This window comes from Polynucleobacter sp. AP-Kolm-20A-A1, from assembly GCF_018688315.1.
Lineage (GTDB): Bacteria > Pseudomonadota > Gammaproteobacteria > Burkholderiales > Burkholderiaceae > Polynucleobacter.
The window spans coordinates 518,093-543,144 of the sequence record NZ_CP061315.1; the positions used below are offsets into that span (position 1 = coordinate 518,093).

25 protein-coding genes are annotated in these 25,052 nt (G+C 46.4%); 15 read left to right on the plus strand and 10 right to left on the minus strand.

Going from position 1 to position 25,052, the window contains the following annotated elements; all coding sequences use genetic code 11:
- Positions 1 to 18: 18 nt before the first annotated feature.
- Positions 19 to 2,424 carry a phosphoenolpyruvate synthase gene (gene ppsA, locus C2745_RS02760; protein WP_215384875.1) on the plus strand — a complete coding sequence of 802 codons (2,406 nt, stop codon included), beginning with the start codon at positions 19 to 21 and terminating at the stop codon, positions 2,422 to 2,424.
- A 70-nt stretch (positions 2,425 to 2,494) separates the two neighbouring features.
- Here ppsA and C2745_RS02765 read toward each other — a convergent pair whose 3' ends face one another.
- The 5 genes from C2745_RS02765 to smpB all read right to left on the minus strand — a co-directional run bounded on the left by C2745_RS02765 (position 2,495) and on the right by smpB (position 7,252).
- Entirely contained in the window at positions 2,495 to 3,385 is an 891-nt protein-coding gene (locus C2745_RS02765; RefSeq protein ID WP_251368367.1) for a proteasome-type protease, read from the minus strand.
- Positions 3,386 to 3,438: 53 nt separating this feature from the next.
- On the minus strand, positions 3,439 to 4,236 hold the full coding sequence (locus tag C2745_RS02770; RefSeq protein WP_215384877.1) for a transglutaminase family protein: 798 nt from the start codon (positions 4,234 to 4,236) through the stop codon (positions 3,439 to 3,441).
- A gap of 14 nt (positions 4,237 to 4,250) precedes the next feature.
- Positions 4,251 to 5,228 carry an alpha-E domain-containing protein gene (locus tag C2745_RS02775; RefSeq protein WP_215384879.1) on the minus strand — a complete coding sequence of 326 codons (978 nt, stop codon included), beginning with the start codon at positions 5,226 to 5,228 and terminating at the stop codon, positions 4,251 to 4,253.
- 26 nt (positions 5,229 to 5,254) lie between these two features.
- Positions 5,255 to 6,667 (minus strand): circularly permuted type 2 ATP-grasp protein, encoded by a 1,413-nt coding sequence (locus C2745_RS02780; RefSeq protein WP_215384881.1) that lies wholly within the window; start codon positions 6,665 to 6,667, stop codon positions 5,255 to 5,257.
- Positions 6,668 to 6,799: 132 nt separating this feature from the next.
- Positions 6,800 to 7,252 (minus strand): SsrA-binding protein SmpB, encoded by a 453-nt coding sequence (gene smpB, locus C2745_RS02785; protein ID WP_068321829.1) that lies wholly within the window; start codon positions 7,250 to 7,252, stop codon positions 6,800 to 6,802.
- Positions 7,253 to 7,277: 25 nt separating this feature from the next.
- Here smpB and C2745_RS02790 point away from each other — a divergent pair, with 25 nt between their 5' ends.
- The 13 genes from C2745_RS02790 to C2745_RS02850 all read left to right on the plus strand — a co-directional run bounded on the left by C2745_RS02790 (position 7,278) and on the right by C2745_RS02850 (position 18,621).
- On the plus strand, positions 7,278 to 7,709 hold the full coding sequence (locus tag C2745_RS02790) for a type II toxin-antitoxin system RatA family toxin (protein WP_215384883.1): 432 nt from the start codon (positions 7,278 to 7,280) through the stop codon (positions 7,707 to 7,709).
- A complete protein-coding gene (locus C2745_RS02795; protein ID WP_215384885.1) occupies positions 7,702 to 8,052 on the plus strand; it encodes an RnfH family protein in 351 nt (116 codons plus the stop codon). The genes C2745_RS02790 and C2745_RS02795 overlap by 8 nt, the downstream gene beginning before the upstream one ends.
- A gap of 26 nt (positions 8,053 to 8,078) precedes the next feature.
- Entirely contained in the window at positions 8,079 to 9,542 is a 1,464-nt protein-coding gene (guaB, locus tag C2745_RS02800) for an IMP dehydrogenase (RefSeq protein WP_215384886.1), read from the plus strand.
- Between the two features lie 46 nt (positions 9,543 to 9,588).
- Complete coding sequence (guaA, locus tag C2745_RS02805) at positions 9,589 to 11,196, plus strand: glutamine-hydrolyzing GMP synthase (protein ID WP_215384888.1); 1,608 nt, start codon at positions 9,589 to 9,591, stop codon at positions 11,194 to 11,196.
- Positions 11,197 to 11,226: 30 nt separating this feature from the next.
- Positions 11,227 to 12,024: a ferritin-like domain-containing protein gene (locus C2745_RS02810; protein ID WP_215384889.1), complete on the plus strand. Its 798-nt coding sequence runs from the start codon at positions 11,227 to 11,229 to the stop codon at positions 12,022 to 12,024.
- A gap of 9 nt (positions 12,025 to 12,033) precedes the next feature.
- Positions 12,034 to 13,929: a radical SAM protein gene (locus C2745_RS02815; protein WP_215385587.1), complete on the plus strand. Its 1,896-nt coding sequence runs from the start codon at positions 12,034 to 12,036 to the stop codon at positions 13,927 to 13,929.
- 68 nt (positions 13,930 to 13,997) lie between these two features.
- The gene (locus C2745_RS02820; protein WP_215384890.1) at positions 13,998 to 14,699 is read left to right on the plus strand and encodes a hypothetical protein; all 702 of its coding nucleotides are present in this window, start codon (positions 13,998 to 14,000) and stop codon (positions 14,697 to 14,699) included.
- Positions 14,675 to 15,403 (plus strand): hypothetical protein, encoded by a 729-nt coding sequence (locus C2745_RS02825; RefSeq protein WP_215384891.1) that lies wholly within the window; start codon positions 14,675 to 14,677, stop codon positions 15,401 to 15,403. The genes C2745_RS02820 and C2745_RS02825 overlap by 25 nt, the downstream gene beginning before the upstream one ends.
- Before the next feature lie 28 nt (positions 15,404 to 15,431).
- The gene (gene queE, locus C2745_RS02830) at positions 15,432 to 16,085 is read left to right on the plus strand and encodes a 7-carboxy-7-deazaguanine synthase (RefSeq protein ID WP_215384892.1); all 654 of its coding nucleotides are present in this window, start codon (positions 15,432 to 15,434) and stop codon (positions 16,083 to 16,085) included.
- A 37-nt stretch (positions 16,086 to 16,122) separates the two neighbouring features.
- Positions 16,123 to 16,587, plus strand: a complete 465-nt coding sequence (queD, locus tag C2745_RS02835; protein WP_215384893.1) for a 6-carboxytetrahydropterin synthase QueD — start codon at positions 16,123 to 16,125, stop codon at positions 16,585 to 16,587.
- Positions 16,588 to 17,046, plus strand: a complete 459-nt coding sequence (gene tadA / locus C2745_RS02840) for a tRNA adenosine(34) deaminase TadA (protein WP_215384894.1) — start codon at positions 16,588 to 16,590, stop codon at positions 17,044 to 17,046.
- Complete coding sequence (locus C2745_RS02845) at positions 17,043 to 17,987, plus strand: LD-carboxypeptidase (protein ID WP_215384896.1); 945 nt, start codon at positions 17,043 to 17,045, stop codon at positions 17,985 to 17,987. Before tadA ends, C2745_RS02845 begins: the two co-directional genes overlap by 4 nt.
- 67 nt (positions 17,988 to 18,054) lie before the next feature.
- Positions 18,055 to 18,621 (plus strand): heme-binding protein, encoded by a 567-nt coding sequence (locus tag C2745_RS02850; protein ID WP_215384898.1) that lies wholly within the window; start codon positions 18,055 to 18,057, stop codon positions 18,619 to 18,621.
- On the opposite strand, the gene C2745_RS02855 is transcribed toward C2745_RS02850, so the two are convergent.
- The 5 genes from C2745_RS02855 to C2745_RS02875 all read right to left on the minus strand — a co-directional run bounded on the left by C2745_RS02855 (position 18,618) and on the right by C2745_RS02875 (position 24,175).
- Positions 18,618 to 19,505, minus strand: coding sequence for a 23S rRNA (adenine(2030)-N(6))-methyltransferase RlmJ (locus C2745_RS02855; RefSeq protein ID WP_215384899.1), 888 nt, complete (start codon positions 19,503 to 19,505; stop codon positions 18,618 to 18,620). The genes C2745_RS02850 and C2745_RS02855 overlap by 4 nt on opposite strands.
- Positions 19,506 to 19,511: 6 nt before the next feature.
- Positions 19,512 to 20,303, minus strand: a complete 792-nt coding sequence (locus C2745_RS02860; protein WP_215384901.1) for a phosphatase PAP2 family protein — start codon at positions 20,301 to 20,303, stop codon at positions 19,512 to 19,514.
- Positions 20,304 to 20,308: 5 nt separating this feature from the next.
- The gene (locus C2745_RS02865) at positions 20,309 to 21,568 is read right to left on the minus strand and encodes a glycosyltransferase family 9 protein (RefSeq protein WP_215384903.1); all 1,260 of its coding nucleotides are present in this window, start codon (positions 21,566 to 21,568) and stop codon (positions 20,309 to 20,311) included.
- Between the two features lie 17 nt (positions 21,569 to 21,585).
- A complete protein-coding gene (locus tag C2745_RS02870; RefSeq protein WP_215384905.1) occupies positions 21,586 to 22,629 on the minus strand; it encodes a lysylphosphatidylglycerol synthase transmembrane domain-containing protein in 1,044 nt (347 codons plus the stop codon).
- Between the two features lie 64 nt (positions 22,630 to 22,693).
- Positions 22,694 to 24,175, minus strand: coding sequence for a glycosyltransferase family 39 protein (locus tag C2745_RS02875; protein WP_215384907.1), 1,482 nt, complete (start codon positions 24,173 to 24,175; stop codon positions 22,694 to 22,696).
- Between the two features lie 59 nt (positions 24,176 to 24,234).
- Between C2745_RS02875 and C2745_RS02880 the strand changes: the two genes are divergently transcribed.
- Positions 24,235 to 25,044 carry a DUF3047 domain-containing protein gene (locus C2745_RS02880; protein ID WP_215384909.1) on the plus strand — a complete coding sequence of 270 codons (810 nt, stop codon included), beginning with the start codon at positions 24,235 to 24,237 and terminating at the stop codon, positions 25,042 to 25,044.
- Positions 25,045 to 25,052: the final 8 nt, after the last annotated feature.

Genomic DNA, 25,052 nt, shown 5'->3' on the forward strand with positions numbered 1-25,052 from the left:
ATCTTTTGAGAGTATTTTATGTCCAACCAACAGCAACAAAATAGCAACATTGCAGATGCCTATGTATTGCCTTTTGAGCAGCTTCGCATGACTGATGTCGAATCAGTCGGCGGTAAGAATGCTTCTTTAGGTGAAATGATTTCTCAGTTAGCTTCAACCGGTGTTCGTGTACCTACTGGTTTTGCTACTACCGCATTGGCATTTCGTGACTTTCTAAAACACAACAATCTCACTGAGCGCATTCAACAGCGTTTAGAGGGTTTGAATATTGACGATGTTCGTGCGCTTGCTCAAGCTGGTGCCGAGATTCGTAATTGGATTGAAACTGCTCCATTTCAGCCAAAGCTGGATGAAGAGATTCGCAAAGCATTTGCAGTTTTAGACGACTCAGGAAAAGGTTCTTTTGCTGTGCGTTCATCGGCTACCGCTGAAGACTTGCCAGATGCTTCATTTGCAGGTCAGCAAGAAACTTTCTTGAACGTCGAGGGTATTGATGATGTTCTTAAGAAGATCCGTGAAGTATTTGCTTCTTTGTACAACGATCGCGCAATCTCCTACCGTGTTCATAAGGGCTTTGCCCATGCTGAAGTAGCCTTATCTGCCGGTATTCAGCGCATGGTGCGTTCTGATTTGGGCGCTGCTGGCGTAATGTTTACGCTCGATACTGAGTCTGGATTTGAGGATGTAGTTTTCATTACCTCAAGCTATGGTTTGGGCGAGACTGTTGTGCAGGGCGCCGTGAATCCTGATGAGTTTTATGTTTTCAAAACTACCTTAGCCAAAGATAAAAAGGCAATCATTCGCCGCTCTTTGGGTTCTAAGTTAATTCAGATGCAATTTGCCCCTAAGGGCTCGGCTGAAAAAGTGCAAACAGTAGACGTTTCCCCAGAGAAACGTAATCGCTTTTCTTTGGAAGATGCGGATATTACTGAGTTGGCTAAATATGCAGTGATCATTGAAAAGCACTACGGTCGTCCAATGGATATCGAGTGGGGTAAAGATGGTCAGGACGGTCGCATTTATATTCTCCAGGCTCGTCCTGAGACTGTGAAGAGTCAGGCTGCCGGCCAAGTAGAAATGCGCTACAAGTTAAAGGGTAGCTCAAAGGTATTGGCAAAAGGACGAGCGATTGGTCAGAAGATTGGCGCAGGTCCTGTGCGCATCATTCGCGATCCAAGCGAGATGGACCGTGTCCAGCCGGGCGATGTATTGGTTGCCGACATGACCGATCCAAACTGGGAGCCGGTAATGAAGCGCGCCTCTGCAATTGTGACTAACCGTGGTGGTCGTACTTGTCATGCAGCGATTATTGCGCGTGAACTTGGCGTCCCAGCAGTTGTTGGTTGCGGTGATGCTACAGAGCATTTGCAGGATGGCATGATGGTGACCGTTTCTTGTGCTGAGGGTGACGAAGGCCATATTTACGATGGCTTGATCGAAACTGAAGTAACTGAAGTGTCTCGCGGCGTATTACCAGAGATTCCAGTCAAGATCACTATGAATATTGGTAATCCTCAGTTGGCATTTGATTTCTGCCAGATCCCGAATGCTGGTGTTGGTTTGGCCCGCCTTGAGTTCATTATTAATAACTATATCGGCGTACATCCGCGTGCAGTGTTGGAATATCCAAACATTGATCCAGATCTTAAGCGTGCAGTAGAAAGCGTTGCGCGTGGCTATGCTAGCCCACGTCAGTTCTACGAAGATAAATTGGTTGAGGGTGTGGCTACTATTGCTGCAGCCTTTTATCCAAAACCAGTCATCGTGCGTTTGTCCGACTTTAAGTCAAACGAATACAAGAAGTTGATTGGTGGATCACGTTATGAGCCTGATGAAGAAAACCCAATGTTGGGTTTCCGTGGCGCTTCACGTTATGTATCCGAAGATTTTGGCGAAGCTTTTGCATTAGAGTGCGCTGCGATGAAGCGTGTACGTGAAGACATGGGCTTGGATAACGTAGAAATCATGGTTCCATTCGTGCGTACGATCAATCAAGCTAAGCGTGTGATCGATATGATGGAGAAGTTTGGCCTCAAGCGTGGCGTCAACGGATTGCGTCTGATCATGATGTGCGAGATTCCATCAAATGCAATTTTGGCTGATCAATTCCTTGAATACTTTGACGGCTTCTCAATTGGCTCTAACGATATGACCCAGCTTACTCTTGGTCTTGATCGTGACTCCGGTATGGAGTTGCTGGCAATTGACTTTGATGAGCGTGATCCAGCGGTAGAGTTCATGATTGCTCGCTCTATCGATGCTTGTCGCAAGCAAAATAAATATGTTGGTATTTGCGGTCAAGGCCCCTCTGATCACCCAGACTTTGCGCGTTGGTTGGTTGAGAAGGGTATTACTTCAATCTCATTGAATCCAGATAGCGTAGTAGCTACCTGGGAGATGTTGGGTAAAAACCTAAAAGCCTAATTTCAGAAAAGTGAAGTAGAGGTAAAAGGGCCTAGAGAAATCTAGGCCCTTTTGTTTAGCGCTTGACAGTTTATTTTGCCTTCGATTTTGTACTGACTCGTTTGACAGACTTTTTAACGGTACGAGTTGGTACAGCTTTCTTGGCATTACTGGGTTTAGGTTTAGATGGCTGACGATGCAGTGGTACTGCACCCATCTTTTTTGCTGGCGCTGAAATTGCGCTCGACTTATTTGCACCACTCCAGCTTGGCTCAGAGATAGAGTTAAACGCAGCGCGGAGCTTTTCACCCCATAGCTGATGAATCATTTGGAAGTAGGGGTTCGACTCATCCATAGTCACCAGCTTGTCAGCTCTCAAGGAGTTCTTTTCATAAACCAGTAAATCCAGTGGCAGACCAACGGAAATATTACTGTTTAGGGTTGAATCCATTGAGATCAGGGCGCACTTCGTTGCTAGATTGAGCGACGTATTGAAGTTCAGTACGCGATCTAGAATGGGTTTGCCGTATTTTGACTCGCCGATCTGGAAATAGCAGGTCTCAGGAGTGGCTTCAATAAAATTGCCTGCTGAATAAATATTAAATAGACGTGGTCTTTCACCTTTTACTTGGCCGCCGAAGATGAGATTGCAGTTGAAATCAATACCAGCTTTTTCAAGGGCCTTGTGGTCACGTTCGTAAACCTGCTTTATGGCGTCGCCGATGACAACCGCAGCATCATGGGAGTTCTCGGCTGTCCAAAGATTCATGCCATTAAGCAATTGACCCTGCAAAAGAATTTCTTTGACTGCCTGGGTGATCGCTAAATTACCGGCACTCATTAAAACAAAGAAACGATCCTTGTCTTTCTGAAACAAGGTCATTTTTCTGAAGGTGCCAATTTGATCTACACCTGCATTTGTGCGGGTATCTGATAAAAATACAAGACCATCTTTAAGGCAAAGCCCAACGCAATACGTCATTCCCAAACCCTCTTCATTATTTCTTGAGATTATCTCTTAAAAAGTAGGCGGGCCTAAGCTAGTTGATGAATGGAGATTGTGGCGCTAAGCTCTTCGCCCCCGCCGCCGGTGCGAACACCCTTTACCGGGGCTGCAGAGTAGTAATCGCGACCAATAGCTAGCCTAATGTGCCTTGAATCAATTAGGCAGGCGTGAGTAATGTCGACACTTGTCCAGATGCCCTTATCAATGTCGCTACAGAAATCAATCCAGGCGTGACTGGCAAGATTTGGCGATTCTTCCGCAAAGAAATAGCCGCTGACATAGCGAGCCGGTATTCCGGAGGCGCGGCATAGGCTCAACATAATATGAGCATGATCTTGGCAAACGCCAGATTTCATGGCAAAGGATTGGGCGGCAGTAGTGGCAAAGTTAGTCTGTCCTGGAGTGTAGACAATCAAACCTTGAACGGCCTCAGCAAGCTTAAGTACTTGATCAACTGAATTTTTCTTGGGAAGGCTGTAAGAGAAATAGTCCAACATTTCTTCTGTTGGCTCAGTTAAGTTGGTCTGTTGCAAAAGGTAGTAAGGTGAAACTGCCTTAGCATCATCGATAAACTCAAAGGCATCTTGAGTATGAACTTCACCCTCAGCTTCAATCATCATTGAGGTGTAGGGGGTTTCTTGGACAAAGACACTGCAAAGATTATTAAAGCTATCCAATGAATTGGATGCTTTGATTGGAGTGCTAATTTTCCACTTATCGATTTGTTGCCCAGCAACTGTCTGCGGCGTTAACCGCAACTCTTGAATAGAGTAGCGCACTGGGGTTTCGTAGCGATACTCAGTGCGATGGCGAATTTTAAGATTCATATATATAGGGTTTCTTAGGCAACGGCCAATGGTATGAGATAGGCGCTACTGAACTCATCGGCCACATGGTTAATGCGCTCTAAGAAAGCTTCAATAAATTCCTCTAGACCTTGCTCAAATACTTCATCGATATCTGAGTATTCCAAACTTGCTTTGAGTTTGCCAAGTAAGCGCTCAATTTCTTTGGATTGCTGATTCTTGACCTCAGAAATCAAGGGTATCAATTCATTCACGCAGCACACCAATGATCGCGGCATTTGCTTGTTGAATATCAATAACTCAGCAACCTGTTTTGGGGTTACTTGGTCGGAGTAGATTTGGCGATAGATCTCAAACGCTGACACTGAGCGCAGTAAGGCTGCCCAGTGATAGAAATCAAAGAACTCACCGTCGGTCCCTTCTTCCGATGATTTCTTAGCGCCTAATACTTTTAGAGCGGCCTGATCTTCATATTTGGTTTCCAAAATACGCGCAGTGTTATCGGCACGCTCTAATAGAGTTCCCACGCTGATAAAGTAAAAAGCTTCATTCTTCAGCATCGTGCCATAGAGAACGCCTCTAAATAGATGGCAGCGGTGTTTCACCCATTCAAGTAATCTGCTTGGATCGGCTTGATGACGCGCCTCTAGGATGCGTTGTAACTCAAGCCAAGTGGTGTTTTGTGTTTCCCACACTTCAGAAGTGATCTTCCCGCGAATGACGCGCGCATTCTCGCGAGCGGCAAACAAGCAGGAAACAATGCTGGAGGGATTGCTGGTTTCATAAATCATGAAATCCAAGACATTCTCGCGATTGATAACGTCGTATTTACTAAGAAAAGCTTCTTCCAGCTTGGAGATTGTTAGTAATTTCTTCCAGCTTTGCTCTAAAAACTCAGCAGGCTGTGGAAGAAGGGATGTCTGATGGTTTACGTCGAGCATGCGGGCAGTATTTTCTGCGCGCTCGGTATAGCGGGCCATCCAGTAAAGACAATCGGCGGTACGACTTAACATTTTCTCTGGTTCCTCTTACTCTTCTCTCACTCTTCCAATACCCAGGTATCTTTAGTTCCGCCACCTTGGGAGGAGTTCACCACCAAAGAACCTTCTTTGAGTGCAACCCTAGTTAAACCACCGGGAACCATCTTGATGGTTTTTCCGGAGAGCACGAAGGGTCTTAAGTCGATATGTCTTGGCGCTACGCCTGACTCTACAAAGGTAGGGCAGGTTGAGAGCGCTAAGGTAGGTTGAGCAATATATTTGTCTGGGTTGGCAATGAGATGTGTTCTAAATTCTTCGATCTCTGCTTTAGTGGATGCTGGGCCAACCAACATGCCATAGCCGCCAGCACCATGAGTAAGTTTTACCACTAACTTATCTAGATTGGCTAAGGTGTATGCCAAGTCATCTGTCTTGCGACATTGAAATGTGGGAACGTTATTGAGAATTGGCTTTTCGCCAAGATAAAACTCAATCATCTCGGGAACGTATGGATAGATTGACTTGTCATCGGCAATGCCAGTACCAATCGCATTGGCTAAGGTGACATTACCTGCGCGATGTGCCGATAGCAACCCGGCAACGCCCAAAGTAGAGTCTGAGCGAAATGCTAGTGGATCCAAGAAATCATCATCGACGCGGCGATAGATTACATCGACTCTCTCAGGTCCTTGAGTAGTGCGCATAAAGACTTGCTCGTTCTTCACAAACAAGTCCTTACCTTCCACTAGTTCGACGCCCATCTGTTGGGCGAGATAACTGTGCTCAAAGTATGCGGAGTTATACATGCCAGGCGTTAGTACGACCACGTTTGGTTTTTTAACATCATCCGGTTTTACGGATTTGAGGCATTCCAACAAAAGATCTGGATAGTGCTCAACAGGAGCAATGCGGTACTTCTGAAAGAGATCGGGAAAAAGGCGCATCATCATCTTGCGATCTTCAACCATATAAGAAACGCCAGAAGGAACACGTAGGTTATCTTCTAGTACATAGAATTCACCTTCGCCGGCGCGCACGATATCGATACCTGCAATTTGTGCGTAGATGTCTCTTGGCACGCTAACGTTGCGCATCTCAGGGCGATATTGCGCATTGTTATAAATCTGTTCGGCAGGAACAATTCCTGCTTTGATAATTTCTTCGTCGTGATAGACGTCGTAGATGAAGCGGTTAAGTGCCTTGACGCGTTGGCGGAGTCCTGCCTCGAGTTGCTCCCATTCTTTGGCCGTAAAGATGCGGGGTACTTGATCAAATGGAATGGTTCTTTCGGACCCCAGATCATCGCCGTAGACCGCGAAGGTAATGCCAACGCGTCTAAAGATGAGGTCGGCTTCAGCGCGCTTGAGACCCATCAGGGTATCGGATTGCTGCTTTAACCAATTGTGGAAAATTTGGTAGTGGGGACGCGCTTTGCCTGCGGCGTCGAGCATTTCGTCAAAAGGCAATTTCATAGTTATCAAACTAATGCCTTTAAAAGGATTGGATATTGGGATTTGAAGCGGCTTGGTGCTGATTCGCACCATAAAAGTGCATAAATGCTCAAATATTAGCCCTAAGGCCAGTCTACCCCAGTTTTTGGGGAATTAAGCGTTCAAATCACCCCTGGCGATGCGACCTTTTTGCACTTCCCACTCCCGCTCTTTAGTCGCCGCGCGCTTGTCATGCTGTTTTTTGCCTCTGGCAAGGCCGATTTCACACTTTACGTTCCCTTTGGAGAAGTGCAGGTTGAGTGGTACCAAGGTGTAACCCTTTTGTTCCACCTTACCAATCAGTTTGCGGATCTCAATCGCATTGAGCAGGAGTTTTCTAGTGCGCGTGTTGTCTGGAACGATATGGGTGGAGGCTGATAGTAGGGGGGTAATGTGGCAACCAATCAGAAATAGCTCCGCCTTGCGAATGACAACATACGCTTCTTTAATGTGCACGCGACCTGCGCGGATGGCTTTAACCTCCCAGCCTTCCAATACAAGCCCTGCCTCGAAGCGTTCCTCGATAAAATAATCGAAGAAGGCTTTTTTGTTATCGACGATACTCATATTTATTTAGTTCTCAAGATCGATTATGGCAGACGTCTACAAGACCGTTTTAATTGGCCAATCAGCCGACCGCATGTATGGCTTGGTGACCGATGTCGCCCGCTATCCCGAGTTTCTGCCTTGGTGTGGCGGGGTGGAGATCTTTGAACAGACCGAGACTGTTTTGGATGCCAAAATCAATATTCATTTCAAGGGCATCACCCAGTACTTTCATACCCGGAACGTTAACCACCGCCCGGAAACCATTGATATGGTCTTTGTAGATGGCCCGTTTAAGCATTTTTCCGGCCAATGGAATTTCATTCCCTTAAAAGAAGATGCATGCAAAGTGGAGTTCAAGCTCCATTGGGAATTTAAGAGTGTCATTCTTGACAAGATCATAGGCCCAGTTTTTGGGCACATTGCAGGCACTTTTGTGGATTGCTTTGTAAAGCGTGCTGAGGATTTATATGGCTGAGCGCATTCTTGACATTGTCCTTTGTGATGCAAGACAAGGCGAGCCAATCCTTAGACCTTTCAAGCTCGCCCTGGGGGTCAGTGAGTCGGCTACTGTGGGGTTGGCATTAATTAAGGCTGGTATTGCAGTTGGTCCGGATGACCCTGTTTTGGCCAGAAAAGGCTGCTTTGGGGTCTTTGGCAAGCGCAAGGACTGGGATAGCCCCATTTATAACGGTGATCGCTTAGAGCTTTATTCCCCCTTATTAATTGACCCCAAGACGGTACGCCGCAAAAAGGCCAATCAGAACCAGGATGCCAAATTCCAGGCTGCCGCAGCTAAAAGAAAGGCTAGGAGGCTATAATCGGTTTTTGCGACTAGGGGTTTTGCATGCGACTCATTCAAAAAGCACTCACTTTTGACGATGTGCTCCTCGTACCGGCCTATTCATCGGTACTTCCTCGAGATGCCAGCTTGGCAAGTAAGTTAACTCGAGATATTTCACTCAATACACCATTGGTGTCCGCGGCTATGGATACCGTCACTGAAGGTCGTTTGGCAATTGCCATGGCTAGTGAAGGTGGCATTGGCATTATTCATAAAAACTTAAAGCCTGCCGAGCAAGCTCGTGAAGTGGCCAAAGTAAAGCGTTACGAATCTGGCGTGCTACGCGATCCAATCACGATTAGCCCGGACGTCACCTTGCGTCAAGTGATTCAACTGTCTCGTGAGCATGGCTTCTCAGGATTCCCAGTTCTCGTCGGCAAAGAAGTTGTCGGAATTATTACGAACCGCGATTTGCGTTTTGAAGAAGATTTAGATGCGCCAGTAAAAACCAAAATGACTCCACGCGAGCGTTTGATTACCGTAAAAGAAGGTTGCTCATTAGACGAAGCAAAGCGCTTGATGAGTCATCATCGTTTAGAGCGCGTGTTAGTCGTGAACGATAAGTTTGAATTGCGCGGCCTCATCACTGTTAAAGATATTCTTAAAGCTACTGAGCACCCTAATGCTTGCAAAGATGGCGAAGGTAAGCTGCGCGTAGGTGCTGCGGTTGGTGTTGGCCCTGATAACGATGAGCGTATTGAGTTATTGGTACGAGCAGGCGTTGACGTAATCGTAGTAGACACCGCTCACGGTCATAGCCAAGGCGTATTAGATCGCGTTAAATGGGTGAAGAAGACCTATCCTCATGTACAAGTGATTGGTGGAAACATTGCTACTGGTGATGCCGCTAAGGCATTGGCTGATCACGGCGCTGATGGTGTCAAGGTGGGTATTGGTCCTGGTTCAATCTGCACAACTCGTATTGTTGCTGGTGTAGGTGTTCCACAAATCACAGCGATTGTGAATGTGGCTACTGCGCTCAAGGGCACAGGTATTCCATTGATCGCTGATGGCGGTGTGCGTTACTCTGGTGACGTTGCAAAAGCATTAGCGGCTGGTGCCAGCTCAGTAATGATGGGCGGTATGTTTGCTGGAACTGAAGAAGCTCCAGGCGAAGTGTTCTTGTATCAAGGTCGTTCATACAAGAGCTATCGCGGTATGGGTTCTTTGGGTGCGATGGCCGATGGTTCTGCCGATCGTTACTTTCAGAGCGATATCGTTGCTAACGCTGAAAAACTTGTACCAGAAGGTATTGAAGGTCAAGTTCCCTACAAGGGCAGCGTATTAGCCATCTTGCATCAGTTGACTGGCGGTATTCGCTCTTCTATGGGTTACCTCGGTTGCAGAACAATCGATGAGCTCCATGAAAAAGCCAACTTTGTAGAAATCACCTCAGCTGGCGTGCGTGAGTCGCATGTGCATGATGTGAAGATCACTAAAGAAGCGCCTAACTACCACATTGACTAACAACTAAAAAGCTGAAATTAAGGCTGAATTAAAGACTGACTTTTTCGTGCACGACAAAATACTGATTCTCGACTTTGGTTCACAAGTAACTCAACTCATTGCTAGACGTGTACGTGATGGGCGCGTGTATTCAGAGATCCATCCCTATGATTGTGATCCAGAGTTCATTCGCAAGTTCATTCAAGAGCAAGGCGGCAAAGGCATCATTCTTTCTGGTGGCCCTAGCTCAGTAACTGAAGAGGGTAGTCCTCGTGCGCCACAAATTGTTTTTGAACTTGGCGTTCCTGTTTTAGGTATTTGTTATGGCATGCAAACCATGGCTACCCAATTGGGCGGTGCAGTAGCGTCTGCTGAGTCCCTGGGTAAAGCTCGTGAGTTCGGCTACTCTGAAGTGCGTGCGCATGGCCACACCAATTTACTTAAAGGCATTCAAGACTTTTCGACAAGCGAAGGCCATGGCATCTTGAAAGTATGGATGAGTCATGGTGACTCAGTTACAACTTTGCCGCCATCATTTAAGTTGATGGCTTCAACAGAGTCTTGCCCAATTGCCGGCATGGCTGATGAAGAACGTCGTTTCTATGCATTCCAGTTTCATCCCGAAGTAACCCATACCATCCAAGGCACTGCAATCATTGAGCGCTTTGTTCATGAGATTTGCCAATGCAAACCTGATTGGGTCATGGGTGATTACATTGCCGAGGCCGTAGAGAACATTCGCAAGCAAGTTGGCGATGAAGAAGTCATTCTTGGTTTGTCTGGTGGTGTTGACTCTAGCGTTGCTGCAGCCTTGATTCATCGCGCAATTGGTGATCAACTCACTTGTGTATTCGTAGACCATGGCCTACTTCGTTTGAATGAAGGTGATATGGTGATGGAGATGTTTGCGCGCAACTTAGGCGTGAAAGTGATCCGTGTCGATGCCAAAGATACCTTCATGGGCGAGTTGGCCGGCGTAGCAGATCCAGAAGCAAAGCGCAAAATCATCGGCAAAGAATTTGTAGAGATTTTCCAAACTGAATCTGGAAAAATCAAAAATGCTAAATGGCTTGCGCAGGGAACTATTTATCCAGATGTGATTGAATCTGCTGGTAAAGGCAAGAAGGGCGCGCACACTATCAAGAGCCACCATAACGTTGGCGGCCTGCCTGAAGATATGCATCTCAAGCTGCTTGAGCCATTGCGTGAGCTTTTTAAAGATGAAGTGCGTGAGCTAGGTGTTGCTTTAGGTCTGCCTCGTGAGATGGTGTATCGCCATCCATTCCCAGGCCCGGGTCTTGGCGTTCGCATCCTAGGCGAAGTCAAAGCAGAGTTTGCCAGCTTGCTACAACGTGCTGATGCAATCTTCATTGAAGAACTTCGCAATACGATTGATGAAGTCAGTCAAAAATCTTGGTATGACCTTACAAGCCAAGCGTTCGCAGTCTTCCTGCCCGTTAAGTCGGTTGGTGTAATGGGTGATGGCAGAACGTATGAATACGTTGTTGCATTACGAGCAGTGCAAACCCAAGACTTCATGACTGCACATTGGGCTCACCTGCCACATGAGTTACTTGGTAAAGTATCAAACCGAATCATTAATGAAGTACGCGGCATCAATCGTGTTGTGTATGACATCAGCGGAAAACCGCCGGCAACGATCGAGTGGGAATAGAGGGCAGGCTACACCAGCCTGCTATTTTCTATGCTTGAGTTACGAGAAGCTTCGCTCGCAATCCTAGCAAGCGTAGATGCACAAACCAAAGTAAGTCAGCTACTTAGTTTGTTTGATGATTATCAAAATCAAGAAGTCACTCTTGATGTTTCTCGTCACATTGGCTGCGAAAATTTAACTCTCCCAGGCCGGCCTGCAAAGCCAGAGTTGGTGCTCCCCAAGCTTGTCCCCAAAAGAAGAATGGACACGCCAGAAGGTAGAGCGGGTTTATTGCACTCACTAGCTCATATTGAATTTAATGCCATGAACCTTGCTTTAGATGCAATATGGCGCTTCCCGAATATGCCCAAGGAATACTATGAGGATTGGCTCAAGGTTGCTAAAGAGGAGGCCTATCACTTTAGCTTGGTAAATGAGCATCTACGTTCAATTGGATTTACCTATGGTGATTTTCCTGCTCACAATAGTTTGTGGGAGATGGTCGAGAGAACCACGGATTCTGTGATGGCTAGAATGGCGCTGGTTCCTCGAACGATGGAAGCAAGGGGATTGGATGCTGTGCCCTCGATTCGTGATCGTTTTAAGCAGATAAAAGAAGTTCGCGCCGTTGAAATTCTGGAGATCATTCTCCATGATGAAATCGGTCATGTCCTGATTGGTAATCGCTGGTTTAATTTCTTATGCACTAAGGATGGCGTTTCACCAATTTCCGCTTATAGAGAATTGGCTAGTAAATATCGTGCACCAGTCTTAAAGGGGCCCTTCAATATTGAGGCGCGCAAACAGGCTGGTTTTACGGCTGAAGAGTTAAGTCTTCTAGGAGCATAGTCGATGAGCATGAAGGTATTAAGCCTCATCCCCCCTATGACACAGCTCAATACGCCGTATCCCTCTACGGCTTATCTTACGGGATTTTTGAGATCACGTAGCATTGATTCTGTGCAAGAAGATTTGGCTTTGGCTTTAGTACTCAGTTTTTTTACGCCGAATGGCTTGGATGAGATTCATCATCAAGCGCTTAATGTTGCCGAAGAAGATCGTAGTGCTAGCGTCAATTTTTTCTTAGATTATTTTGACTCTTATCGCTCCACTATTTCACCAGTAATCGCCTTTTTACAGGGGCGCGATAGTACCTTAAGTCATCGCATTAGTACCCGTGAGTTTTTGCCTGAAGGCCCGCGCTTCGCTGCGCTTGATGCGTTTGATGATGAGGAGGCTGGCGATTCTCTGGGGTGGGCATTTGGCGCCCTAGGATCTCAGGATCGGGCTCGTCATTTGGCCACCCTTTATCTCAATGATCTTTCGGATGTATTGCGCGACGCTGTGGATGATCGTTTCGAGTTTGTGCGTTATGCAGAATCACTAGCTAGTAGTCAGCCTACCTTTACGCCATTGGCTGATGCTTTGCAGGCAAAGCCAACACTAATGGATTTGCATTTACAGGGCTTAACTACTAATGCAGTAGAGCGTCATCAGCCTGATTTAGTGTTGTTATCGGTACCGTTTCCAGGTGCCATGTATGCAGCCTTGCGTATTGCGCAAACAATTAAAAAGACGTATCCAGAAGTCAAGATTGCCTTGGGTGGTGGCTATGTTAATACAGAGCTGCGTGAGTTATCGGACGCTCGTATTTTTGATTATGTGGACTTCATCACGCTCGATTCTGGCGAGAGACCACTTTTAGCCTTGCTAGAGCATCTTGATGGCAAGAGGTCAGTTGAGCGATTGGTGCGTACCTTTATCCGCAACTCGAAAAATCAAGTGCAATATCTCAATTGGCAAGAGACGGATGTGCCCTTTGAAGATGTGGGAACCGCTACGTGGGATGGTTTGTCGCTCAACTCTTATTTATCGCTTTTGGATATGCTCAATCCTATGCATCGCTTGTGGAGCGATGGGCGCTGGAACAAACTTACTGTTGCGCATGGGTGTTACTGGAAGAAGTGCAGTTTCTGCGATGTGTCTCTTGACTACATTTCGCGCTACGAAACAGCATCCGCAAGTCTATTGGTTGATCGAATCGAGCAAATAGTTGCTGAGACAGGGCAGACGGGGTTTCATTTCGTGGATGAGGCTGCGCCACCCAAAGCATTAAAGGCTCTTGCTGAGGAATTAATTCGTCGCAAAGTAGTGATTTCTTGGTGGGGCAATATTCGATTTGAAAAAACATTCACTCCGCAATTGGCAGAGCTCTTAGCAAAAAGCGGTTGCATTGCTATGTCAGGCGGCCTTGAGGTTGCCTCAGATCGTTTGCTTAACCTGATGAAGAAGGGCGTTTCAGTTGAGCAAGTTGCCCAGGTGACCAAGGGTTTCTCGGATGCAGGTATTTTGGTGCACGCCTACCTAATGTATGGCTTCCCAACTCAAACCGTGCAAGAGACGGTAGACGCCTTGGAATATGTCCGACAGTTATTTGAGCATGGCTGTATTCAAAGCGGCTTTTTCCATCGCTTTATTTGTACGGTTCATTCTCCTGTTGGCCTGAACCCGAAGGAGTACGGAATTGAACTGCTGCCCTTGCCTGAGATTACATTTGCAAAGAATGATGTTTCCTTTGTCGATCCTACGGGGGTTGATCACGACGCTCTTGGTCAGGGTCTTAAAAAAGCAATTTACAACTATATGCATGGGGTAGGTTTTGAGATCAAGACCCAATCCTGGTTCGATGGATTGGGAATTAGCATTCCTCGGACTACAGTCCCTAAAGATTTCATTGAAAAAGCTCTGTACTAATTGCTACATCACAAAAATCAGATTTACAATTATTTAGCTGAAGCACTTAATCAACGCAGGAGAAATAAGTGAATTTATCGCGTCGCACATTTATTGCATCAGCCGCTTTGGCACCGGTAGCGTGTGGAGTTCCCTTGTCTTTTGAGCGAGGAACACCAGTTGCCCAGCCAAATCCCACTCCTGCAATTCGCGCTCCGCAGGTGGGGCAAGAATGGACCTATATTAAAAAAGATGTATTTGATGGAAAAACGTTAGGTCTAATTAGAGAGCGCGTTGCCAGTATTGGGTCGACGATTACGATTGAGCGCTCTACTCAAGACGGCGGGATGCTTCCTAGTGAAATTCAGGGGAAGTGGGGGTTTGTTTTAACTGACCCACAGTGGCCACATTTATTGAGCTTTAACCCGGCCTTGCCGCTTTGGCCGCTTGAGCTAACAAGCTCTTGGAATAAGCAATTTAATACTAAGTACAGTGTAGGTGGGTATTCAGACTCAAAACTGAATTGGCAGGAATATATGAGTGCCCATGGATGGGAACAAATTACTGTGCCCGCTGGAACATTCTTGTCTTTGCGTTACCAAAATCTCATTAATTACGAAAGTAATGATGACAACAAGGTGAACTGTATTCGTAAAGAAACTATTTGGCTCGCTCCAAGTATTGGCCGCTGGGTTGCGCGGGAAGCTTCTGGTTCCTACCAAATTCAAGGGCAAATTGGCACAGAGATCCTGGAGGGTAGCTATCAATGGCAACTTACATCTTACAAATGATGCATGTGCGCGTCCTTATTTTATTGGCCATACCAACTTTTTTGGCTGCCTGCATTTCTTCGCAACCGTACCCAGAAGGCGTCGTTTTGCCAGCCCCGACTTCAATGCAAAAAGTTAGGGCGCCTAAAGTTGGTCAAGAGTGGATTTATCAAGTTCGCAATGTTTTTAATCAAGAGATTGTCGATACCGTTACTGAAAAAGTTGTCTCAGTCGGCGCTGAAGTCCGCATTGCCAGATCTGGCCTTAAAGCCGGACCATTGCCTGATGAAATTCAGTCTCCATGGGGATACGTTTTGCAAGATCCACACTGGAGTCCTCCCCAGAGATTTGATCGGGCAATACCATTGTGGCCAGAGGAATTATCAATCGGTTGGAATGGTTTTTATAGAACGCGTTACCAGGTGCCCGCTTATCCAGGTTCAAGTTACTACTGGGGTTTGGATATAAAGGCCATGCAATGGGAGAAAATTACCGTTCCAGCCGGCATATTTACGGTCCTTAAATATCAAACCGAAGCCCCTTACTTTGAAAGCAATGATGTATTTCGGGTGGCGAATTATCGCCAGGAAGATGTATGGCTTGCCCCGGAGATTGGGCGCTGGGTAATACGTAGGGGGTTTGGGCGCTATTTGACAACTGGGGTGTCTTGGTCTAACGCCTATTGGGAAGACTATCTGGAGTGGGAGCTTATCTCCTGGAAGTAAGCAAAACGCTTAAAATAAGCGGATTGTTATGTATACCGTTAAAGAACTCTTTCCCACCCTTCAAGGCGAAGGAACCCACGCTGGACGAGCTGCAGTATTTTGTCGTTTTGCGGGCTGCAACTTATGGAGTGGTCGTGAGGAGGATCGTGGGTCTGCTATTTGTCAGTTTTGCGACACAGATTTTGTTGGGATCGATGGTGACGGCGGCGGTAAGTTTGAGGCTGCAAAAGATTTAGCGCAGGCAATTGAGTTGGCGTGGAGAAGCACTGGTGCTGGTCCGCAGCAGCGATATGTTGTTTTCACTGGTGGAGAACCACTGTTGCAATTGGATGAGGAGTTGATTTCGGCGCTTCATCAAAAAGGTTTTGAGATTGCTATTGAGACCAATGGCACGATTAAAGTTCCGAAGGGTGTGGATTGGGTTTGCGTAAGCCCTAAAGAAGGATCAGAGCTGGTTGTTTTGCAGGCAAATGAATTAAAACTAGTCGTTCCACAAGCAGGACATCATTCTTTGGAAAAGTTAATGGCGCGCTTTGAGGGTATGGACTATCGCAATCGCTATTTACAGCCGATGGATGGCCCAAACCTTAAGAGCAATACAGAGCTCGCTGTTGCGCTATGCCAAAAACGTCCGCTATGGAGGCTGAGCCTTCAATCGCATAAACTGATTGGAATTCGATAATTTGGCGAAGGCCAGCAAGCAATGAATGAAGTTCTGAATGATAAATAAACAACCTGCCATCTCCATTACCCGCCGACTTGAGTTTGACTCAGGTCACCGCATCCCAAATCATGACGGTCAATGTCGTCATCTGCATGGGCATCGCTACGCGATTGAGGTGACTCTGACTGGTGAGGTTGCTGATCATCCCGGCAAGGCTGACGATGGAATGGTGCTCGACTTTGGCGATATTAAAAAATTAACCAATCAATATGTTGTCGATCTATGGGACCATGCGTTTTTAGTGGCCAAGGAAGATGAAGGCTTAGTTGCTTTCCTGGCAACTTTGCCTAATCACAAAACAGTGATTATGGAGCATGTGCCCACGGTTGAGAACCTAGCCAATGCTGCTTATGCGATTTTGAAGCCCGTTTTTAATAAGGCCTTTGGTGGTCGTTTGGAGCTCTCCGCTATTCGTCTCTATGAGACGCCCAATTGCTGGGCTGATGTTCATCACAGCTAAATGACGCAAGCCGAGCTCGATCGCCAGTTTATGCAGCAGGCTATAGAGCAGGCGAAGCTTGCGGCTATAGCTGGGGAGGTTCCAGTTGGCGCTATCCTAGTACGCGATGGTCAGGTAATTTCCAGGGCATTTAACAAGCCTATTTCAAATCATGACCCAAGCGCTCATGCAGAAATGTTGGCCTTAAGAGAAGCCGCATTAACTGAAGAAAATTACCGTCTACCTGGTACTACCCTGTATGTGACGCTTGAGCCTTGTGCAATGTGTTCTGGTGCAATGCTGCATGCTAGGATTGATCGGGTGGTCTATGGTGCGCCAGACCCAAAAACGGGCGCTGCTGGAAGTGTGCTGGATATATTCTCTTCAAAGCAAATTAATCACCAGACAGCGATTGAAGGTGGCATGATGGGCGAGGAGTGTGGCAAATTATTGCGCGATTTCTTTAAGGAGCGGCGTTGAAATCAATTCATCTGATTGCACCATCTGGAGCGAGCTTAGATGCTAAAAGTCCTTTAGCGGGTATTGAGTGGCTAAAGCAACAGGGCATTGCAATTGAAAACGCTAAATGCACCCAGCGCGTCTATGAACGCTTTGCCGGCAGTGATGATGACCGTCTTGCCGAATTAAATAACCTATCCAAGATAAATACACAAACCGTCGTGATGGCTATGCGCGGTGGGTATGGCATACATCGTATTTTGCCGAATATTGATTGGGCAGGAATAGCTAAAGCCGTGCAAAATGGCATGCAAATTTGTGGTCATAGTGATTTCACGGCATTTGAAATGGGCTTGTTGGCGAAGACTGGTGCAGTAAGTCTATCCGGCCCCATGCTTAACTATGATTTTGGCCGCCTGGACGAAGGTGGGGCGTCCATTACTCCTGACGAATTCACATGGGAGCATTTCAAAACTGGCGTTGATGATCGCAAGCTTGATTGCAAAGTCAAAGATCCTCAGTCGTTTTTAGGAGAGTCATCTACGGGCGAGATTAACGGTCTTCTGTGGGGCGGCAACTTAACAGTTTTGGCAAGCTTGGTCGGAACCAGTTACTTGCCTGATCTGCAAAAGACCAAGGGCGGTATCTTATTTTTAGAGGATGTAAATGAGCATCCTTACCGTATTGAAAGAATGTTAATGCAGCTTCTTGATGCGGAAATACTGGCAAATCAGGGCGCCATTCTAATGGGCGGTTTTTCAGCTTACCGTCTTTACGATAATGACAAAGGCTATTCGCTTGAGCGAGCCTTTGAGGCCATTCGTAAACGCTTGCCAGAGTCTATACCTATGGTAACTGGCCTGCCATTTGGGCATCAGTCAAATAAATTAACTTTGCCTGTGGGCGCTCAAGCCAAAGTACATTTCAATTCAAATGGCTTTGAAATAAAGTCAACTTGGTAAGCTCTTGAGGTACTCATTTTTTAGTAGCGCACTTATTTTGATTGCGCTCACACTTACCGGGGCAGCAATGGCAACTGAAGAGCCGAAATATTCCATTCTCGAAAAAGAGCCACCTTTTGAAATTCGATCTTATGCGCCAGTAATTGTTGCCGAGGTTCAGGTTGATGGGGATTTGGATGAAGCCTCAAGCCAAGGATTTCGTTTGATTGCTGCTTATATCTTTGGACAAAATCAAGTTAATCGAAAGATAGCAATGACTGCGCCTGTAATGGTAGAAGACCAGGTGCCCAAGAGTGCAAAGATAGCAATGACTGCGCCTGTTGGCATAGAGTCCAATGCTGGTAAATGGACCGTGTCATTTGTGATGCCTGCTGAATACAGTATGGAGACAATTCCAAAGCCAATCAATCCTCAGGTTCAGTTACGCCAAATGCCGGCTCTTAAAAAAGCGGTGATTAGTTTTAGTGGTTTTTATAACAGTCAGAAGGTTGCAGAAAAAACGCTGGAACTGGAGCAGTGGATGGGGGTCCGTAATTTATCTGCCGCTGGCGCGCCTAATTTTGCTCGCTACAACCCACCTTGGACGCTACCCTTCATGCGTCGCAATGAAGTCATGATTAATTTGCGTGATTAGTTTTTGGCTTCAAAGCTCTTCAGCAAAAACTGAGCGCCACTATTGATGCCTAAAGCCTTAGTGAGAGTAGGTAATGCCTGCGCAAGGTGTTTTTCTAAAGTCCAGGGCGGATTAAAGATAAACATACCACTGGCCTGAAGGCGTCGTTCTCCTGGCGAATTTTCAACGCGCAATTCTGTATGAAGCCATGAGCGCTTGTGGATGGCAGCAATTTTTTTCATGCGATCAGGAAGTGCCGCAGATTCTCTTCTGGAAAGTACGGGGTACCAAATGGCATAGCATCCAGTGGCAAAGCGCTGAAGAGCCTCTTCCATTGCAGTTTCAAGATAGCGGTAATCCTGTTTATCTTCATAAGATGGGTCAATCAATACTAAGCCGCGCCTACTCGGCGGGGGTAGTAGGCCTTTGAGTCTAGAAAAACTATCTTCGGCATAGATATCAATTTGTTTTGATTGCTTGAGCTGCCCAATATTGTGGCGAAGGATATCAATCTCCTTGGGATGAAGCTCGAATAACTTGAGTCGATCCTGAGGGCGCAGCATGCTAGCCAGGATAAATGGAGAGCCAGGATAAGTGGTGAGCTGTCCATCGGCATTCTCAGCTTCAATGTATTTCAAATACTCTTGAATGCTCTCTGGAATCGGCGTGTTTGCGTGTTTACAGGTTTCTATGTATTGATTGAGGCGAAAGATTCCGCCATCAGCCTCTTTGCTTACGGTTGCGAAGCCATCCAAGAGGCTGTAGATCCCAGCGCCAGCATGTGTATCGACAATAGTGAGGGCGCCAGGCTTTTCTTGTAGATACTGCACAAGATGAATTACGGTTAAGTGCTTAAGTATGTCGGCGTGACTGCCGGCATGAAAGGCGTGGCGATAGCTAAACATCTTGAACTATGCTGACTTGTTAGGCGCATGAACAAACTGCGCTTTCACATAGAAAATCAGCGTGAATGCCACGATGGCAATTGAAAAATACTGTAATGGCAGATTTAATTCGAGATCCATGGTTAGGGTGAGGTGCGCATACATTGCTACGACACCCCCAAGGGCAATTAGATGAGACCAGATTTTCCTGGGACCCAATTGATTTTCTGGAAACTGATTGGCCAATAGCGCTCCAAGCAGTCCACACCATATGCCCACTCCCGCACCCGCTAGAACATCGGTTAGCCAATGTGCACCAACGGCATTGCGAGAAAGGCCAACTAAACACGCGAGCAAAAACAAGAGCAGTAATGGTTTACGTTTTTCTTGATCGCAAGAAAAATACAAAGCACTGGCTACGGCAAAAGCCGTAAGTGTGTGCCCAGATGGGAATGCATTATGCAGTAGTGGTGCACCGATGCGATAAAACGTACCTTCGGTCAATACGCCTGCAGGCCTTGGTAAGTCAAAGAGTGGTTTTAATATGCTACTAGCAATTGCAGCAATAGCACCAGAAAATATACCTGCCGTTAATAATCGCGGGGCTAGTAAAAGTAATGGGAAGGCGATTGCAAATAAGCCCCACCCATTACCCAAGAATGTCAGTCCAGCCCAAACCACGTCCGGCAATGTTTGAGTGAGTCGGTTAATGAATAAGAAGCTACTACTTTGCAGATCTCCAAAGTAGATTGCAAAAGCTAACGCGAGTGGAGCTAGCGGAATAAACCACGCTGCAGCATGGATGGCTTTATTGCGCATCCCGATTAGCGACCTTTCGCCTTATCAGCTTCATGTAGCTGAGTTTTTACTTTGTCTAGAACTTGATCAACGGTAATGGCTTGCATGCAAACATTGTCATGGCATGGCGTTTTGCGATGATTGGCGGCGCTAACACAGGGAGAGCATGCCAAGTTTGCGGTAATGGCAATTGAATTTCCTACTGATCCGTATAAAGCTGGTGTCTCTGGACCAAAGAGAACGACTGTTCTTAATGGCGTCACAGCAGAGAAGTGGCCTGGCCCAGAATCATTAGTCACCATGACATCTGAGAGGGTATAGAGCGGTGGAAGTTCAGCAAAGGTGACTTGTCCGGCGAAGTTCAGGGCATTTTTTACATTAGCCACCGATCTCACTTTGTCGACATAAACAAATTCCGCGGGTGAGCCTGTAATCAAGATTAAGTCATTTGGATAATGCTGATGAACCGCCTGAATTAATTCTGAGAAGCGTTGTTGAGCCCAGCGACGTTGTGGCAATAGGTCGCTCGCGTTTGGATTGATCAAAATCAGGCGATCTTTTCCATGGGTGTAGCTAATGCCAGCTTCTTTAGCCTTCTTCTCAATGCGCTCGCGTACCTTTTCAAGCACAGTTAGATTAATCACGGCTTGCTCAAGACGTACTTCTGAATCTGGGATATGAATCTTGCTAAAAGGCACTTCAATCTCTTTGGCAAACGCCGCATGAATTAAAGAGAGAAAATTTTTGGTAATGTGAATATGCGGGTTGTAATGCACTTTGCGTGTCAGCATGAAACCGCGCCATAAGCCTTCACCATGAAATATGTGATAGCCCACACGACGTCTTGCGCCACATAGGCCAGTCAGCAAGGCGGTGAAGCGGGAGAAGAGCTCGAGATCAATGACGGTATCGATGCGATGGTATCTGGCGAGAATTAAGAAGCGCAAAGTATCCTTAATTAAGCCACCCAAACTAGAAGAATCAATTGTAAAAATATTTGCAGGTTTAACAGTATTTAATAAAGTGAGACTAGCGCGATTACTTTTGAATATGAGGAAGTACAGCTCTGCGCCACGGGCTTGAGCATTACGCATTGCTGGGTCAACCAAGATGGCGCTACCCATTTCAGAGAGCTCGATAAAGAGCAGTTTCTTTGGGGCTGCTTTATCGCGACCAAAGATATTTTTAATGCCGTCCAATAAAGCGATAAATGGGCTCACGATTGCGCATAGGGGCACGCCAACCCAATGATCGATGGCACGCATGGTATTGACACTGATAGTCATATATTTGCTTTAAGAATTTATTTTCGTTTTAGTAAAAAGTATGCACCAGGCAATACCGATAAAACGGTAATTGCGCCGTAGCTAATAGAGGCTAGAACAGTTAATGAAGGATTTACGCCCCATAGCGCTAATACGGAAGATAAGGTGGCTTCGCGTAGGCCCCAACCGGAAATGCTAATAGGGAGCATGAGTAGCAAGCTAAGCGCAGGCAGGCCAATCATCAGGCTCGAGATTGGCGCTTCAGCTCCGTAGGCTCTGAGGCAAAACCCAAAGGCCAGGATAATAAAACCATGAACGCCGATTGCGAATAAAGCTTGAACCATATTCATGGGCCAGGAGAATGCAAGGTTAATTCCTGGCATGGCATTATTCATTTGTAATCGATCAAGAACTTTTTGCAGTAATTGGCGGCTTGTGCCCCAAGCCAAGATGAATGCAATGAGTAGGCCCGAAAGAATCATCACTCCCAAAACTGCGTAGCCTAAGTCTTGACCCCAAGCTGCAAGCGTTGCACCACCTATAACCAAACCTAAGCCGCCTAGTAAATTATTGCCTGCCAGACCCAGTAGTCGATCAACAAACGTCATTGAAAAACTTAATCGTAGTTTAGGGGTCGCATGCTCCAGATCAACTGAGTGGTGCAGTTCTTGATCTAGCTCTTTGGTATCGCTAAGGCTGTTGTTGCTGGTGATGTGTGTTGCTGTAATAGCGCGATAACTATCGCCACCTAAAGTGCTTGGCAAACCTTGATTAATTAATCCACCCGCAAAGTACAGGGCGATGTAACTTCCCAAGCTTCCTTGAAAACCAACGCTGCGCATTAAGAAGCCCCAACGCAAGCCGCCACAAATAAAGGCGCAGCAGATAGCAATTGCAGCCGCAATTAGCCATATTGGCTCCATCTTAATTTGCGAATCCAATAAGGCATGCCAGTCAATTCCACTGGTTGCTTTCCAAAGAAGTGCGATCGAAAGCAAAATGCGAATCGTCGGCCACGCCCGCTTGAGTATGGATTTCCACCCAGAAGGGTTTTTTGGGGTGGATTGGGGTTGTGAACTCATAGGCATAAGGATAATGCTTTGGGGGCCTAAGGTCTTGAATTTGGTGGAATTACCACCCGAATTGCTAGTCTTGCCAGTTACTACAAAGGCTAAAGTCAAATTTGGACAAGACTTGGCCAAATCGCACAATTTCCAGGCTTTCGAGGGGTTCACAGCGCTCAAAGGCGGATTTGCTGCCAACCGGAGCGCTAAAACCCATTCCTGACCAGTTGATGAGGATGATATTAGCCCCGCGCGGCAGAGCTCCAAACCAGAGATCAAATTGATCCTGCCTCTGATCTAAAACAAACACGGGGGTGGGTGATGCATACCAAGCAGCCCGACTGCCGAGTGTCCAATTCTGTACAGCAATACCTTGAGCTTTGGTGTCTTTAACCAATTCGTTTGCTTTTTGACCGGCAATTTTCCAGCCATAAAGATCGGCAATAGGATTGGATTTGATAGCAGCAGAACTTATTCCGCCTGATAGTACGTACCCAAATCCAACGCAACATAAAGCAGTCTGCAATACAAACAAGATGCGGATTAAGTTGCGGTGTTGTATGGCCCATGCTTTTGCTAAACCAATTCCAGTAAAAGGTGCGAGACAAAACCAAGCGGGGGTCGTCCAGTGTGGCAGTCCACCTCCACCGGAGAGGCTTGCAAAAATGATAAAGGGGATTAAAAAGAATCCGAAGAGGGCGAGCAATGAAAATTTAGTTGCATGCATGCAGTCTTTAAGAAATACAAAGACACCCAAAATAAATAGAGGGCCAAACACGGCAAGTTGAATCCCTAAAAAGGCTCCAAGCCTACGCCATAGCCATTCGCCTCCGCTGCCATGCGCTATTTGGTATTTAAAAGAAATCCAATCATTCGCCCAATTCCAATAAAGTACCGGGGTTATCAGTATTAGAGCGACAAGGGCGGCCAACCAAAAACCTAGTTTATTTATCCAGCGCTTGCGCGGGGAGCTTAACAAGACAAGTAGCAATGCAAGAGCAATAAACGCTGCAGTGTATTTGCTTAAACCCGCCAGTCCCAACAAAATGCCAGTCAAAATCCAATTGCCCATACTGAAGTGATCTTGGCTCAGCCACTTCAATGCCATCAGCATCAGCCCAAGACTCAAGGGCGTCAGTAATGTATCTGGCAATAGACCAATTGCCAGTATGTGTGGCATTGGTGCAGCAATGATCACCAAGACAGCCATTAGACCGCAGGTGTTTGCGGAGGGAAGGGCGCTGGTTAAGTAGCCTGCGTTACGACCCTGAATAAAGTGATGCACTTCAAGGGTGACTTGGTAAACCAAAATACAAGAAACCACCCAGAGGAATTCAGGTATTAGGCGAATGAAGCCTTCTGATGAGGTGAGGGAAATGAGTGGCCATTGGATCCAACCAACTAATGGTGGGTGATCAAAGTAACTCCAGGCTAAATGCTGTGCATATAAAGCATAGTGAGCCTCATCGACAGAAAATTCGATTGAGAAACCTAATGCAAAATGCACAAGAGCTGCTATGCAGATGCTGATTGCAGCCCAGCTTGAAGGTGAATGACGGCGCATAGATCAATTTTAGACTTACTTTTATCCTTCTTTGAGCAATTCTTTGGGACAATTCAGTGATGTTTAAGTACGCCCACCTTATTTCCACTTTCTGCATATCAATCGCCTTAGCTGGATGCGCAGGTTTTAATAAGGACTCTATTCAGGATGAATCTGGACAGGCTTTGAATGTAAGTCAGCTGCCCGCTCAAGAGGAGTTGCCAAAGTTTTCGGCTGAGACAGCGCGCGAGGGTATGCCTAATGGCTGGAATTTCTATCGGATAGCCCCGTTTAAAAAGAATACGGTTTATCGGCTTGAAAACTATCAGGGTAAAACAGTCTTAAGTGCTAATTCCAAAACATCCGCCTCTGGATTGGCTGTGAAGTTGCGCCCGCGACAAGCTAATAACTTATGGTTGCAGTGGGAGTGGAAGGCGATTAATCCAATCGCCAACGCTGATAATGCGGATAGTTACACAGATGATGCGCCACTCCGAATTTTGGTTGCGTTTGATGGGAATAAATCAAAGCTACCTTTGAAAGAAAAAATGACTTTCGAGATGGCAAATCTCATTAGCGGCCAAGAAATGCCGTACGCTACATTGATGTATATCTGGTCTGGAAAATCTCCTGTAGATACCGTTATTACTAATGCGCATACATCTCGCATCAAAATGATTGTGGTGGACTCTGGTTGGGATAACTTAGGGCAGTGGCATAAACATCAGCGCGATCTTGCTGCCGACTATAAGCGCGCCTATGGCGAGGCTCCTGGTGAGGTTATTGGTATTGCATTACTCACCGATACAGACAACACTAAATCAGAGGCACGCGCATTCTATGGCGATATTGAATTGATTCGAAAGAATCAAAAAGAAACCTCTAAATAAAGTAACAA